We start from the raw sequence: 14,903 nt of genomic DNA on the forward strand, positions 1-14,903 counted from the left end.
CGTTTCTCATGGTGTGGGGGACGAGCGTGAGCGTCCGCATCAGCACAGGCCCGCGGGTTCGGATTTCGAGCAGAAGTTGCCGGCGAACGTGTTGGCCTGGCCGGTGTCCCGGTCGGCGAGGTCCGGCGTGGCATTGCCCGCCAGCACGTTGTTGGCGATGACATTGCGGTTGTTGGGCGCGCCCACGATGCTCTTGAACAGCACGATCCCGCCTGCGAAGGGCGACGAGCCCGAGTGGCCGAGGACCACGTTCGACTCGACGACCGTCTCCTCGGCACCGGTGAGGACGATTCCCGCGCCCTGGATCATCGGCAGCCGTGCGGTCTTGGGGCACGACTTGTTGTTCCGGTACACGTTGTTGGCGCGTACGGCCAGGTCCCCGGTCCGCGGCACGCCCTCGTCACCGACGACGAACACACCGGCACAGTTGCCGGTGATGGCGTTGCCCTCGACGACGAGGTTCCTGAGCCGCCGGATCGTGACCCCGATCCGGTTGCCGACGAGGTAGTTGCCGGCGACGACGGCGCCCTTGGCGTCCTGGGCGCCGGCCTCGGTGTCGGTGGTGTTCGACAGGAAGATGCCGGACTCGGCGTTGTCCCGGGCGATGTTGCCGCGGAACACACCCCGGACGGACCGCTCCTGGGCGATCCCCCAGTTCCCGTTCTTCTCGACGGTCACCCGACGCACAGTGAGCGCATCGGTGCGGGACGCCCAGATCCCGTTCTTCTTGAACCCCTTCACTCTCAGGGAACGGATGTGCACGCCCGAGACGGGCTTGGCGTCCGTTCCGAGCACACAGATTCCGTTGCCGCCCTTGGAACAGGCGTCGCCGCCGGCTTTCGCGGCGGGCGCGATGACGGTCCGCTCCCCCGCGCCGCGAAGCGTCAGGTTCGCCTTGGTGACCGTCACGCTCTCGTAGTAGGTCCCCGGGGCGATGTCGATGACATCCCCCGCCTTCGCGGCGTTCACCGCTGCCTGGATCGATTCCCCCGGATGGACGTCGTGTGCGACCGCGGCACGGGCGGGCGCTGCCGCGCCCAGCCCCGAGGTCACCATGAGGGCGACGCATCCGAGGTATGTGATCTGTCGTTTAGTCATGAGGCGAAATTATTGGTGTTTATGACCAATCGCCACATAGAGTGCCCAAACGGGCGTGTGTCGCCGTGTCAGGGCAATCCGGACAGCCGACGGAAGGGTGCCCGCCCATCGGCTCGGGGGTCCCGGGCTCGTGCCCTCACCGCTCGCCGCCGCCCTCTCACCAGTCCCCGTCCGTGACCGGCCTGCCGGGCCCGGGAGCGTCGCCGAGTGGTTCGATCTGATGCGCGCCGGGCGGGAGCCACGGGCTGTGGTCGTCACCCAGCCAGTCGCCGACCGGCTCGACCCTGCTCAGCGGATCAGCCGGTGGGAGATCGCTGCCCTTCTCGTCGTAGTAGTCGAACCAGGGCAGCCCGGCACGCGTGTACGCGGCACGGTCGACGGGCGATGGCGGCGCCTCCTCACCGGTGATGCTCCGCCATTGCGGCGGGGTCACCAAATGGACGAAGGCGCGCCCGGCGGGCTCCGGGGCCCAGTCCGCCATCGGCCGTTCGTCGCGGTAGACCTCCTGACGCATCGAACCGCCCGCTCCCAGCCCCATGGCCATCGCGGGCGGTGGCGGGCCGGCGGGCACGGCGGACGGGGCCGGCGCGGCCGCGGCCGCGGGGAACCCGGCCCCCTGGCCGCCCCATGAACCCATGGGGACCGGCCCGCCGGGCGGCGCCCCCCACGCCGCCTGCCGGGCCTGTGCGTGCGTCTGCTCCTCGCGCCATGCCCGCAGCGCCCGCCCGGACAGCGGGTACGCCTGGAGCTGGATTCCGCCCCAGGTCTCCTCGCCGGTGACCTGGCCCTCCACCGTGGCTCCGAGCCCCAGCGGCACCGCCACGAACTGACGCACCGTTCCCCGGCCGGAGTTGATGCCGTCCAGCCACGGCTGCCGCGGCAGCACCACATAGTTCTGCGGCTCGCGGGCGAGCCTGCCGCTCCACCGCTCCCCGGAGACGGCGCAGACCTTGCCGACGCCGATCTGCAGCGCAGCGGGCTCCTCGCTGCCGGCGAAACTGAGCCACATCGCCTCCCGCAGATACACGGGCAGCATCACCCCGCCCCGGTCCAGCCACTGGCGCGGGGCGGTGTCCGGGAAGTCCTCCACGCGCCGTACCGGGAACTCACCGAGCCCCGGCGGCAGCGGATGCGTCCCCGACTCGGGCAGCCGCAGCGTCCGGATGAAACGGACGCGCACACCACCCCCCAGAAGCAGACTGCTGCCGTCGATCCGCACCCCACTGTCGGCCACGGCGGACTCCCCCCTCTTCAGCTGTTCTTTCTCGGTGCTACCACGGCCTGCCGCCGCTCGGCGGTTCCAGCCGGCCCGGCTCTTCTCCCGTCGGCCTCCCGTTCGGCGGGTGACCGTGCGCAGGTGCACCCCCCTGCGAACGCGGTCACGGAATGTGACACACCGCCTCCGCCACCGAGCTGTGGCGCGCAGTGGCGGAGTCCCTCGTTCTGCGAAGCGCGTCCGTTCTCTCTAGTGTCATAGCTGAACCACCACGGAAGCGCGCCGGGATGTTCTCCCGAATCCGGAGGTCCCCATGCCCGAGCTGTTCATCGGCGGTGTCTGGACCGCAGCGGCCGACGGGAAGGTACGGGAGATCAGGTGCCCTGCGGACGGCTCGCCGGTGGCGGCCGTCGACGAAGCAGGGCCGCGGGACGCCGCCGCGGCTGTCGCGGCGGCCCGCGACGCCTTCGACCGGGGCCCCTGGCCCCGCACCACGGCCGCCGAGCGCGGCGCACTGCTTCTGCGCGTCGCGGATCTGCTGGAGCGCGACAAGGAGGCACTCGCTCGCGCCGAATCCCTCGACACAGGGAAACGGCTGGTCGAAAGCGAGTACGACATGGACGACATCGCCAGGTGCTTCCGCTACTTCGGCAGCCTGGTGGCGTCCGGCACGGAGGGCCGCATCGTCGACACCGGCGACCCGGGTGTGGACAGCCGTGTCGTCCATGAGCCGGTCGGCGTCTGCGCACTGATCACCCCTTGGAACTATCCCCTGCTGCAGACCGCCTGGAAGGTTGCTCCGGCCCTCGGTGCGGGCAACACCTTTGTGCTCAAGCCGAGTGAGCTGACCCCGCACACCGCCATCCTGCTGATGAGGCTGCTCGACGAGGCCGGGCTGCCCGCCGGGGCGGCCAATCTGGTGCTGGGGGCGGGTGCCGTCGTGGGCGCACCGCTCACCGAGGACCCGAGGGTGGACCTGGTGTCGTTCACCGGCGGCCTCGTGACCGGACGTCGCATCATGGCCGCCGCCGCTCCCACGGTGAAGAAGGTGGCTCTGGAACTCGGCGGCAAGAACCCCAACGTCGTCTTCGCCGACGCCGCGTTCGAGGCCGCCGTCGACTACGCACTGACAGCGGTGTTCCTCCACTCCGGGCAGGTGTGCTCGGCCGGGGCACGACTGCTGGTCCAGGAGGAACTCCACGACGCGTTCGTCGCCGAGATCGTCGAGCAGGCGGAGGCCATCCCCCTCGGCGGGCCCTTCGACGAGAACGCCCGAGCCGGCCCGCTGATCTCCGCCGCGCACCGCGAGAAGGTCGAGGCCTACGTGGCCGCGGGACTGGCCGAGGGCGCGGTGCTGCGGTGCGGCGGGAGACGGCCCGACGACCCTGCGCTCCAGGACGGCTTCTACTATCTGCCGACCGTGCTGGACGAGTGCACCCCCGGGATGTCGGTGGTGACCGACGAGTCGTTCGGACCCGTGCTCACCGTCGAGCGGTTCCGCGACGAGGCCGAAGCGGTCGCACTCGCCAATGACACGGTCTACGGGCTGGCCGGAGCCGTCTGGACACAGGACTCCGGCCGCGCTCACCGGGTGGCGTCAGCTCTGCGGGCCGGCACCGTGTGGATCAACGACTTCCACCCCTACGTGCCCCAGGCGGAGTGGGGCGGGATGAAGCAGTCCGGCTTCGGCCGTGAACTGGGCCCGGCAGGACTCGCCGAGTACCAGGAAGCCAAGCACATCTGGCGCAATCTGTCGCCGAGCCCCCAGAGGTGGTTCGCATGACCACGGATGCCGGTCCCACCCCCCATGCGAAGGAGCCGTCCCGGGGCCCCGGTGGCCACGACGACGACGCGGCGGTCGCCGAACTCGGATACAAGCCGGAACTGAAGCGCACCCTGGGCGACTTCCACACCTTCGCCGCCGGGATCAGCTACATCTCGATCCTCACCGGAACCTTCCAGCTGTTCTACTTCGGTGTTGCCTTCGGCGGCCCCGCCTACTGGTGGTCCTGGCCGATGGTGTTCACCGGGCAGCTGATGGTGGCCCTCTGCTTCTGCGAGCTGGCCGCCCGCTACCCGGTGGCCGGTTCCGTCTACAACTGGTCCAAGAAGATGGGCGGGCCCCATGTGGGCTGGCTCGGCGGCTGGATGATGATGACCGCGACCATGGTGACGCTGTCCGCCGTGGCGCTGGCCTACCAGATCACCCTGCCCCGGATCGACGACTGGTTCCAGTTCATCGGCGACGGCAGCGGCACGTCGGCGGCCGCCAACGCCGTGCTCCTGGGCACGGTGCTCATCCTGTTCTCCACCATCGTCAATGCCTTCGGCGTCCAGCTCATGGCCCGCATCAACTCAGCCGGCGTCTTCATCGAACTGGTCGCCGCGGTCGCCCTCATCATCTGCCTGGCCGCGCACATCACCCGCGGACCGAGCACGGTCCTCACGGACACCAACGGGCTCGGGGCGGGTTACCACTGGGGCTACTTCGGCGCGTTCCTGACCGCGTCCCTGGCATCCGCGTATGTGATGTACGGCTTCGACACGGCCTCGTCCCTGGGCGAGGAGTCCCACAACCCGGCACGCAACTGCCCCCGGGCCATTCTGCGCGCCCTGATCGCCTCCTTCCTCATCGGCGGGCTGATCCTCCTGTTCGCGCTCATGGCCGTGCCGGACCTGAACTCCGAGCAGCTGTCCACGGAGGGTCTCCAGTACGTGGTGCTGGTGACGCTGGGCTCGACCGTCGGCGAGATCTTCCTGTGGTGCGTCGTCGTCGCGATCACCGTGTGCGTGCTGGCCGTGCACGCCGCCGGGATCCGGCTGATGTTCGCCATGGCCCGGGACAACAACCTCCCGGCGGGCTCGCACCTCGCCCGGGTCAGCCCTCGCTTCCGGACGCCCGTCGTTCCGGCGGTCGTCATCGGCCTGGTGGGAGTCTTCATCCTGGTCATCAACATCAATCAGCCGCAGATCTTCTCGGTGATCACCAGCATCGCCATCATCATGATCTACATCGCCTATCTGCTGGTGACCACTCCCATGCTGATCCGGCGGCTGCGCGGCGAGTGGCGCCCGGCGGAGGGCGCCTTCTCGCTCGGCCGGTTCGGGCTGCCGGTCAACATCCTCGCCGTGCTCTGGGGTGTGGCCATGTCCATCAACCTCGCCTGGCCGCGGGCGGAGGTGTACAACGCGACCGGACCACAGCACTGGTACCTGCGCTGGGGCGCGGTCCTGTTCATCGGCATCGTCGCCGGCTGCGGATTCGCCTACTACTGGTTCGTACAGCGTCACCGCACGGGCGTACTCACCGAACACGCCGCGCAGGTCATCAAGGCCGGTGATCCCACGACCCCCTGACACCCCGGTGGCCCCCGCGACGCGACCGCCGCCTCCGCCCGACGCCCTGCCCTGGAGATCCGATGGCCTCAGACAGTTTCCCGGCGGAATTCGACTACGTCCTGGTCGGCGGCGGCACGGCCGGTTCCGTCGTCGCGGCGCGGCTCAGCGAGAACCCGGACGTCAGCGTCTGTCTGGTGGAGGCCGGTCCCTCGGACGTGGGGGACGACAACGTCCTCAGACTGGACCGCTGGATGGCGCTCCTCGAATCGGGCTACGACTGGGACTACCCGGTCGAGCAGCAGGAGAAGGGCAACAGCTTCCTGCGCCACGCCCGTGCCAAGGTGCTGGGCGGCTGCTCCTCGCACAACTCCTGCATCGCCTTCTGGGCGCCCGCCGAGGACCTCGACGAGTGGGGCGCCATGGGCTGCACCGGCTGGGGTGCGGCCGACTGCTTCCCGCTCTACCGGCGTCTGGAGACCAATGACGCGCCGGGCGACCACCACGGCCGCTCCGGACCCGTCCGGCTGCGCACCGTGCCCCCGGACGACCCTTGCGGGCGGGCCCTTCTGGAGGCGTGTGCGGAGGCCGGTATCCCGGTCACGCCGTTCAACAACGGCACCACGGTGGTGCGCGGAGCCCACTGGTTCCAGATCAACGCGCTCGCCGACGGCACCCGTTCGTCCGCCTCGGTCTCGTATCTCCATCCGGTGCTCGGCAAGCGGCCCAATCTGGAGGTACGGACGGGCCTTCAGGCCAGACAGCTGCTGTTCGACACGGACGGGCGCTGCCGGGGGGTGGAGTATCTGGAGCCGGACACGATCCACACCGGTGCGGTCTCCGCCCGGCGGGAAGTGGTCGTGTGCTGTGGAGCGATCGACTCGCCGAAGCTGCTGATGCTTTCGGGTATCGGCCCGGGGGCGCATCTGCGCGAGGTCGGGGTCGACGTACGGGTGGACTCCCCCGGGGTCGGGTCCCATCTGCAGGACCACCCCGAGGGCGTGATCATGTGGGAGGCGAAGCAGCCCATGGTCACGAAGTCCACGCAGTGGTGGGAGATCGGGATCTTCGCCGGCACCGAGCCGGGGCTCGACCGGCCCGATCTGATGTTCCACTACGGCTCGGTGCCGTTCGACATGAACACCTACCGGCGCGGTTACCCCACTTCCGACAACGCCTTCTGTCTCACACCGAACGTGACTCGGGCCCGGTCCATGGGCACGGTGAGGCTGCGCTCCCGCGACTTCAGGGACAAACCGAAGGTCGACCCTCGCTACTTCACGCACGAGCACGACATCCGTGTGATGACGTACGGGCTGCGTCTTGCGCGCGAGATCGTGGGCCGTGCCCCGATGGCTGCCTGGGCGGGTGCGGAGCTCGCTCCGGGCCCCGGCGCCCGGAGCGACGAAGAGCTGTTCACATACATCCGCGAGACGCACAACACCGTCTACCACCCGGCCTGCACGGTGCGGATGGGTGCCGAAGACGACGCCCACTCACCGCTCGACCCCCGCCTCCGGGTGAAGGGCGTCCGGGGGCTGCGGGTGGCCGACGCGTCCGTGATGCCGTTCCTCACGGCGGTCAACCCCTGCATCACCACGATGATGATCGGCGAGAAGTGCGCCGACATGATCAAGGACGAGGGATGACACGGATGACGCCTGCAGCGCCGGCGGAGCGGACCGGCCGGCCCGCGGAACCGGTCGACCGGCCCGCGGAACCGGCCTGCCGCCGGTTCACGGTGTGCTGGTGATCCAACGCCGCACCGTCGCATTCGTCGGGTCGTCGAGCCCGCACAGCGCCTCGATGGCCTCGAGGTCGCCGGGAAGGGGCGCGATCCCCGCGGAGGTGAGGGCGGCGTGCAGATCGAGCCGCCGCTTGTCCTCGGGGCCGAGCGGAATCGGGAGCCGCTGTCCCGCGTCGGGTGCCGGCAGGAGAAAGTCACCGGCGTGGATACCGCTGGTGTCACCGAGCCGGCCGAAGACACCGGCTCCGGGGTGACGGTAGAGATCAACAGCCATATGAGCCTCCTCAGTGTGTCACTGAGGGGCAGGAGTCCCGCACGGACCTGTCCGGTTGCGGGCCGGGCGGAGCACCACCCGGACGGCCCCTATGGCGTCTTTTCATACCGGTCGAGTCGTGCCGGCCGAATCGTGCCGTCGAGTCGTGCCGGTCGCCCGGCGCTGTGACCGGCAGGGTTCGGCGGGGATGCTCGATGGCGCGACCTTCCGGCAAACCGTTCCGGCCACAGCACCAGGCGCCGTCAGGGGCCGCGAGCCGGTGACCCTGCCCGGCGGTCATCGCGCCGGGTCACCCGGACCGGGGGCACGGTCCGGCCGCGGTACCCGCTCGGCCGGCCGGCCGGTGGGCGACCAGCTGGGCAGCGGTACTCGCTGCGCGGCCGGGAGGGTCCCAGGTCCAGGTGCGCACATGGTCGAAGCCCGCTTCCGCGACCGCGGCCGCGAGCGCGGGCAGCCCGCCGGGCAGCCACTTCTCGTGGGCCGACACGAGGAGGCGGCCGCCCGGCCGCAGGACCCGGCGGAGCTCTGCGAGACCTGCGGGCACGTCGGGCCAGAGCTGCACGCTGTTGACGGAGATCACCGCATCCACCGAGGCGTCGGGCAGACCGGTACGGTCCGCGGTGCCCCTGACGAGCCGGATCCGCCCCTGCGCGATCAGGTCCGAGCAGCGGCGGCGGCACATCCCGAGCATCACGTCCGAGGGGTCGACGCCGATCACCCGGCCCGACCGCTCGGCCGCGGCTTCCAGGCCGACGCCGGGCCCGGGGCCGACGACCAGCACCACGTCGTGCCGCGTCGGTGCGGCGACGGCGACCAGGTGCCGCTCGGTGGCGGCGTTGCCGTGCGCCATCAGCCGGCCTCCGATGCGGCCGAGCAGTCCGCTGGGGCGGCCGAACCCCTTAGTGAGGAGCCGTTCGACAACGCTGTTCACCCATGCATCGAAACACGTCCCCCGCGGCGCCGCGGAACACCGGCACGACCGGTGCCGCGGCAGAACGGCACGTGCACGCCGCCGAGGATCGCGCACGCCCCGCGCCGGGGAGACCGGCATTCCCCCGTCCGGCGCAGCGGCCCCTTTGACGGCCTCTGCGCACGGCACTGCCCCCATGGGACCAGTCCGGCCCCCGGGCGCAGCTCACGTCCGCCCAGCGCCCTTCGCGGGTTGCCGTATGCGTACCCATGGCCGAATCCGCACCCTGGTGAGTAGGGTCTTCGCCGACCGGTCGCTCCCCCTCGGACGCCTCACCGTCCGTCCCTGACTCGCCCCCACGGTCCGAGGCGCGACAGCATGGAGGTAGGCCGGTCGACGGTGGTGGCCCGCGCAGGGAGGCGATAGTGGCTGTGACCAGGCAAAGCTTTGCTTTCTGCGGGGCTGAGCTGGCCGCTGTCTATGTGCTCGCGGAGGGGGGCCTGGAACTCCATCTGACGGAAATGGCCGGGGACCGCAGCGTGGTGTACGGACTGCCGTCGATCCTCGCCGTGGCCGGTCACTCCCCCGCAGCCGACGCCTTCCGCGCGGGCAGCCCGTTGTGGCTGAGTCCCGAGGGTCTCGCGGCCTATGTCGAGGGCGATCCGCACCACTTCCCCGGCCGGGTTCTCCGCAACAGCGTGGGAACACCGGCCAAGATTTCTCTGGGCGCCCTGCCGCTGGGGCGCGGCGCCACGGAACTGGGCTGCCTGATCGTGGCGGGCGAGGTCCCCGACGGCTTCAGTGCCGACCGCCGCGCCCTTCTCGAGCTCTATGCCGACCAGGTCGCCGCGGGACTCGAGTCGGTCGCCGCTCGTGCGGCCGGACGGGCGGCACCCCGGCCGCATCTGGGGCGGGCCCTGGTGCCGCTCCAGGGCGGCGCGTTCATCCTCGAGCTGGGCACCGGACGTATGGAGGCCCACGCACTCGTCCTGGAGTTGCTGGGCATCGATCCGGACCACTTCGACGGTCAGGTGGAGACCCTGCTCTCCTGCGCCGTCCCGGACGACATCCCCACGCTTATGGCCATCGTGGATCCCGGCCGGCTGTCCGCTTCGGCACAGCAGCTCGCGTTCCGTATCCGCCGTCCCAACGGTGAGCTGCGCTGGCTGGGAGTGCGCTGCCGGGTCGAGGTGGACGCCGACGGCAAGCCGGTGCGGGTGCTGGGCGTGGTCGCGGACGCCGCCTATCTGCGACCCAGCGCCGACGAGGTCTCCATCGTGCAGCGGCTGTCCGCCACGCTGGCCGGTGCGACGACGATCCGGGACGTCAGCCAGAAGGTCGTCGCCGCCCTTCGCGAACCGCTGAGCGCGAGCCGGGTTGCGGTCGCCGAACTGGAGGCGGACCGGCTCGTCGTCACGGTTCTGGACCCTCCTGAGCCCGACGCCTGGCCCGAGCTGTGGCGGTCCGAGTGGCGGTCGGAATGGCCGGACGCAGCGATCCACAGCCTGCCCACCCTGCAGAGCGCTCTGCGGGAGGGCCATATGAGCCTGTGGCCCCCGGGCGCGGATCTGGAGCCCGGACTCGGGGGGATCGGCCCGGGCGGACTCGCGGTGGTCCCGCTGCCCGCCGACGGGCGGATGGTCGGGCTGTGCCTGGTCGGGTGGGACGACGAGCATCTCTTCGGTCCGGAGGAGCGGTCGCTGCTGACCGCCACCGCCGGTCTCGTCGGACAGGCACTGGTGCGCGCCCACGCCCTGGACGCCGGTCATGAGCTCGCCACGATGCTCCAGCGCAGCCTCCTGCCGCGAAAGCTCCCCGAACTCTCGGGAGGGGTGGCCGTGGCGCGCTACCTCCCCGCCACAGTCGGGCTGGAGGTGGGCGGCGACTGGTACGACGTCATACCGCTCCGGGACAGTCATGTGGCGCTCGTCATCGGGGATGTGCAGGGCCACAGCGCCGGCGCCGCCACCATCATGGGGCAGATGCGCACCGCCGTCAGGGCCTACGCAGTGGAAGGCCACCCGCCCGACGTCGTGGTCGCCCGTGCCAACCGGCTGCTCGTCGGCATGGAGACCGACCTCTTCGCCACCTGCCTCTATGTGGACCTGGACATGGAGGAGGGCATCGCCAGGTTCGTACGGGCGGGGCATCTGCCACCGGTGATCCGCCGCCCCGACGGCAGCACCCAGGAGCTGGAGGTGGAGGGCGGGCCACCGCTGGGCGTGCTCATGGACGCGGAATTCCCCATGACCGAAGCGGGTCTCGTTCCGGGGACCCTGCTGACCCTGATGACGGACGGCCTGGTCGAGTCGCCGAACCTCCACCTGGAGGACGGCATGCGCCGCGTGTGCGAGGTGCTCGGTCCGGCCGACCCGGAAGAGACCGGAAGGGTGGCCGACGAACTGCTCGGGAGCGCGAACCGGCGCGACGACGACGTGGCGCTGCTGCTCCTGCGCTACGACGGCACGCGCGTCCGGCCGATGCGCACCCAGTGGACGGTGTGGCGACTGCCCAACGCCGTTCAGCACGCCCGCCGCTTCACTGCGCGCACACTGCGCTCCTGGGGTGCGGTCGACGAACTCGACGTGGTTCTCCTGGTCGTGTCGGAGCTGGTCACCAATGCCATCGCCCACACGCAGGGGGAGGTGCGCCTCGAACTCACCCTGTCGGCCGACCGCCTCCGGATCGGAGTGAACGACGCATCCCCCCGGAGCCCGGTCAAGCCCGCGAATGTGGACTGGGAGGCTACGGGAGGCCGCGGGATCCTCATCGTCGAGGCGACGACAGCGGCCTGGGGCGCGGTGCCGCTGAGCAGCGGCAAGCAGGTGTGGGCCGAGGTCGCACTGGCCCCGGGGGAACGGCAGGCGAGGGACCGACAGACCGTCTGATCCGGCCGGAACTCCGCGGCCGTCCTCCCCGTCGGCGTCCGGGCCGGTGACCGCACCGGCCTCCCCGTCCGAAGCCGGCCGGAGTTCCCACCGGCCTGGACGCCGCGACCGGCGGGCCGGGCGGGCACGCCGCGGGCCGGCAACCCCCCTGCTTCGCAAGGCAGTACACACCTCTGTCCGGCCAACCCCTCCCGTAGACACTGTCTACTCGGGCGTGGTAGACAGTGTCTATGACCGAACAGGAGGCGGGCCTGCGCGCCCGTTTGATCGAGACCGGTGTCGAACTGGTGGCCACCGAAGGCGTCCAGGCTCTGTCCCTGCGAGAAATCGCACGCCGGGCGGGTGTCTCGCACGGAGCGCCACGCCGCTACTTCCCGACCCACCTGGAACTGCTGTCGGCCATCGCGCGCCGGGGTTTCACCGAGCTGACCGGGAGAGCCGCCGAGACGATCGGGGACGGCCGGGCGGAGCCCCGCGCCCAGCTGACGGCCCTCGGGCGCGCCTATCTCGACTTCGCACTCACCAATCGCGGCATGTTCGAGCTGATGTTCCGTCACGATCTGCTGGAGAGCAATCATCTGGGCCTCAGGGAGACGAGCCTGCCGCTCTTCGCCCTGCTCGTCGACCTGGTGACCCGAGCACGTGCGCAGGGTGAGGCGGCGACCGAAGCAGCTTCGGACACGGCACCGCCGGTCGTCGCAGCCGCGCTGTGGGCGAACCTCCACGGCATCGCCCAGCTGTGGGTATGGGGCAGCCTCCCGCTCGTGGCCGGACTCGACGACATCGACCCACTGCTGCACGCCGCGCTCGACGCCCATCTGGGCCCGGTGAAGCGATGAGCACGAGGACCCATCGCCGCGCGACGCTCGCCTGCAGCATCACCGGTGCCGCGATCGTCGCCCTGGACGGCACCGTGCTGACCGTCGCGCAACCCACCATGCAGCGCGAGCTGAACGCCTCGTTCGCGCAGATCCAGTGGACCAGCACGGGATATCTGATCGCCGTGGCGAGCCTGCTGGTCTTCGCCGGCCGCCTGGGCGACCGCTACGGCCACCGGCAGGTTTTCGCCGCCGGAACGGTCGGCTTCGCCGTCACGTCGGCGGGAATCGCGCTGGCCCCCGACGTCGGCTGGGTGATCGCCCTGCGGGTCGCGCAGGGGATCTTCGGGGCCCTGCTCCAGCCGGCCACCCTCGGCATGCTGCGTGCCGTGTACCCGCGCGACGAACTGAGCATGCCCATCGCCCTGCGGACCAGCGTCATCGCCGCAGCAGCGGCCGCCGGTCCCGTCATCGGCGGAGCACTCACCACCCACCTCGGCTGGCGAGCCGTCTTCCTCCTCGGTGTCGTACCCGCCGTCGCCATCGGGGCACTGGCACTCGCCGTCCGCGTGCCCATGCCCCGCAACCAGTCCAACGGACTCGACCTGCCCGGCGCCTGCCTCCTGTCAGCGGCCCTGGTGTCCCTGGTGTACGCGCTCGCCGGCATTCCGGAGAACGGCTGGACGGCGACGACCACGGGAGCGTGCGCCGTGGCCACGGCGGCCTCGGCGGCATTCGTCCGGCACGAGCGACGCACCACCAGTCCGCTGGTGCCCCGCGAGGTGGTCGGCTCGACCACCGTCCGCGCATCGCTCGCCGTTCTGCTCGCCGCATCCGCGGCAATGTTCGGCTCGCTCTTCGTGGGCACCTACCTCCTGCAGGACGTCCTGGGTCTGGACCCGCTGAGGAGCAGCCTGGCGGCGCTGCCGGGGCCGGTGGCGATGGTGCTCGGCGCACCTGCCGCGACGATGGCGTTCCGCCGGTGGGGCCACCGTCGAACGGCGATGACGGCGATGGTCCTGCTCGCCCTCGGCATCCTCGTCCTCTCCCGCCTCGACCGGACCGCCGGGCCGATCGCGGTCGCCGGCGGTTTCCTCCTGCTGGGCGCCGGCTTCGGCACCGTGATGGTCACGGCAACGGCCGTCATCGTGCACCAGGCGTCCGTGCACCACGGCGGGGTGGCCGGCGGGCTCCAGCAGACCGCCATGAACATCGGCCCGGCGCTCGGGATCGCCATGGCGACCGCGTTGCTGACCCTCACCGCACCGGGTGGCGCCCGCAACGGCCCGTACGGCAGCGGACCTCACGGGTCAGGCGGCGCGTTCACCTTCTCCATGAGCGTCACCCTGGCCGTCCTTGCGGCCGTAGCCCTGGCCGGTGCGCTCACGGCACTCGGACTGCCCCGCCGCCTCGGCCCGGCGAAGAGCCAGGGGACGGGCGCCAGGCACAGCACCAACGGCGACCGGAGCACCGGAGTACGCACGGGATAGACGTTCGTCAGCAGGACGGGCGCACGGCCCGGCTCCGGGGGCAGGGGCGGCCCCGGCTCCGCACACCGGGCGGGACGTGGCGGCGGCCTGCGCGCGTGCACCCGTGCTGCCCGGCGACGGTGAACGGATGCGTCCGTCAGCCGTGCGCCTCCGCCTCGAGCCGGCGCAGCCGCTCGTCGTCGCACACCCGGGGGCACGTACCGCAGGCCTCGGCCGGGCGGATCGTGTAGTAGAGGCAGCAGCCGAGTCTTGTGCGGGTCGGGTACGACCGCCCCTCGCTGCCGGCGAGCCGGCGGAAGTCCGCGCCACCGGGGAACGGCGGCATGGGCCCCGGCAGCAGTTCGCCCGCCGCGCGTATGCCCCGCTCCTCGTCCCCCAGCATCCTGCCGAGGCACCAGATGCCGGACACCAGATCGTCACCCACCATGCCCCACAGCGCCCGCGGGCCCCGCCGGAGCCGTGGACCGAACGCCGCGAGCAGCGGCCGCACATGGCCGGCCACCGCGGCGCGCAGTTCGGCACGGAGGGCTTCCTCGTCCGTCACCGTACGAACGCCGGGCAGCAATGCGGCCGGGTCTCCGGGCAGACACGCGAAGCCCCCGGGAACGACGCCGTACTTCCCCGTGGTCAGACTGATCCGCACATCGGCCGGTCGGATCAGTGGCACACGGCGCCGCAGGTACCAGGGGCCGCTCATCAGCAGGCAGACGGACCATAGGTAGTCGTGCAAGGCCCGGGAGGCGACGACGTCGGGCCGGGCGATGTGCCCGTACCGGCTCTGGATGCGCAGGGCCTCCGATTCGAGAAAGGCCTCGAGGAATTCCGGACGGGCCGCCAGTTCCGCTCCGTCCGCCCACCCCTGCCCGGCCGGTGATCCGGGCACCACCGGTTCCGCCTGCAAGGTCGGGCAGACCTCGGTGAGCCGTCGAAGGACCGAGGCCAGCAGGGCAGCGCAGCTCACGGCGGTTCCGACCGGCGGACATGCCGGGGCCAGGGTCACGGTCACTCCTCGGCGAAGGTGAACACATGGTCGGGTAAGGCAAGCCTCACCTTAACCCCATGAAGATCCATCAGTGTCAACCAGGGTCGTGTCGCGTCGAATTGACAGGGTTAGGTGTACCTAACC

The 14,903-nt window shown here is 71.0% G+C and carries 11 protein-coding genes; 6 read left to right on the forward strand and 5 right to left on the reverse strand.

What is annotated here, in order from left to right; translation table 11 throughout:
- Positions 1 to 39: 39 nt before the first annotated feature.
- Both AC068D_RS25410 and AC068D_RS25415 read right to left on the reverse strand, forming a co-directional pair.
- Positions 40 to 1,098, reverse strand: a complete 1,059-nt coding sequence (locus AC068D_RS25410) for a right-handed parallel beta-helix repeat-containing protein (protein WP_478825360.1) — start codon at positions 1,096 to 1,098, stop codon at positions 40 to 42.
- Positions 1,099 to 1,255: 157 nt separating this feature from the next.
- Entirely contained in the window at positions 1,256 to 2,332 is a 1,077-nt protein-coding gene (locus AC068D_RS25415) for a hypothetical protein (protein ID WP_478825361.1), read from the reverse strand.
- Between the two features lie 295 nt (positions 2,333 to 2,627).
- Between AC068D_RS25415 and AC068D_RS25420 the strand changes: the two genes are divergently transcribed.
- The 3 genes from AC068D_RS25420 (at position 2,628) to AC068D_RS25430 (ending at position 7,299) form a co-directional block, all read left to right on the forward strand.
- Positions 2,628 to 4,097 carry an aldehyde dehydrogenase family protein gene (locus tag AC068D_RS25420; RefSeq protein ID WP_478825362.1) on the forward strand — a complete coding sequence of 490 codons (1,470 nt, stop codon included), beginning with the start codon at positions 2,628 to 2,630 and terminating at the stop codon, positions 4,095 to 4,097.
- Complete coding sequence (locus AC068D_RS25425) at positions 4,094 to 5,671, forward strand: APC family permease (RefSeq protein ID WP_478825363.1); 1,578 nt, start codon at positions 4,094 to 4,096, stop codon at positions 5,669 to 5,671. The genes AC068D_RS25420 and AC068D_RS25425 overlap by 4 nt, the downstream gene beginning before the upstream one ends.
- Positions 5,672 to 5,733: 62 nt before the next feature.
- Entirely contained in the window at positions 5,734 to 7,299 is a 1,566-nt protein-coding gene (locus AC068D_RS25430) for a GMC family oxidoreductase (RefSeq protein ID WP_478825364.1), read from the forward strand.
- Positions 7,300 to 7,386: 87 nt separating this feature from the next.
- Here the strand turns inward: AC068D_RS25430 and AC068D_RS25435 are convergent, their stop codons facing one another.
- Positions 7,387 to 7,671 carry a hypothetical protein gene (locus AC068D_RS25435; protein ID WP_478825365.1) on the reverse strand — a complete coding sequence of 95 codons (285 nt, stop codon included), beginning with the start codon at positions 7,669 to 7,671 and terminating at the stop codon, positions 7,387 to 7,389.
- A gap of 289 nt (positions 7,672 to 7,960) precedes the next feature.
- Complete coding sequence (locus AC068D_RS25440) at positions 7,961 to 8,602, reverse strand: class I SAM-dependent methyltransferase (RefSeq protein ID WP_478825366.1); 642 nt, start codon at positions 8,600 to 8,602, stop codon at positions 7,961 to 7,963.
- 410 nt (positions 8,603 to 9,012) lie between these two features.
- Here AC068D_RS25440 and AC068D_RS25445 point away from each other — a divergent pair, with 410 nt between their 5' ends.
- From AC068D_RS25445 to AC068D_RS25455, 3 genes are all read left to right on the forward strand, one after another.
- Positions 9,013 to 11,469: a SpoIIE family protein phosphatase gene (locus AC068D_RS25445; protein ID WP_478825543.1), complete on the forward strand. Its 2,457-nt coding sequence runs from the start codon at positions 9,013 to 9,015 to the stop codon at positions 11,467 to 11,469.
- 230 nt (positions 11,470 to 11,699) lie between these two features.
- Positions 11,700 to 12,308, forward strand: a complete 609-nt coding sequence (locus tag AC068D_RS25450) for a TetR/AcrR family transcriptional regulator (protein ID WP_478825367.1) — start codon at positions 11,700 to 11,702, stop codon at positions 12,306 to 12,308.
- On the forward strand, positions 12,305 to 13,777 hold the full coding sequence (locus AC068D_RS25455) for an MFS transporter (RefSeq protein WP_478825368.1): 1,473 nt from the start codon (positions 12,305 to 12,307) through the stop codon (positions 13,775 to 13,777). The genes AC068D_RS25450 and AC068D_RS25455 overlap by 4 nt, the downstream gene beginning before the upstream one ends.
- A gap of 136 nt (positions 13,778 to 13,913) precedes the next feature.
- Here the strand turns inward: AC068D_RS25455 and AC068D_RS25460 are convergent, their stop codons facing one another.
- Positions 13,914 to 14,777: a (2Fe-2S)-binding protein gene (locus AC068D_RS25460; protein ID WP_478825369.1), complete on the reverse strand. Its 864-nt coding sequence runs from the start codon at positions 14,775 to 14,777 to the stop codon at positions 13,914 to 13,916.
- Positions 14,778 to 14,903: the final 126 nt, after the last annotated feature.

It is taken from the genome of Streptomyces sp. NPDC043861 (genome assembly GCF_056435905.1).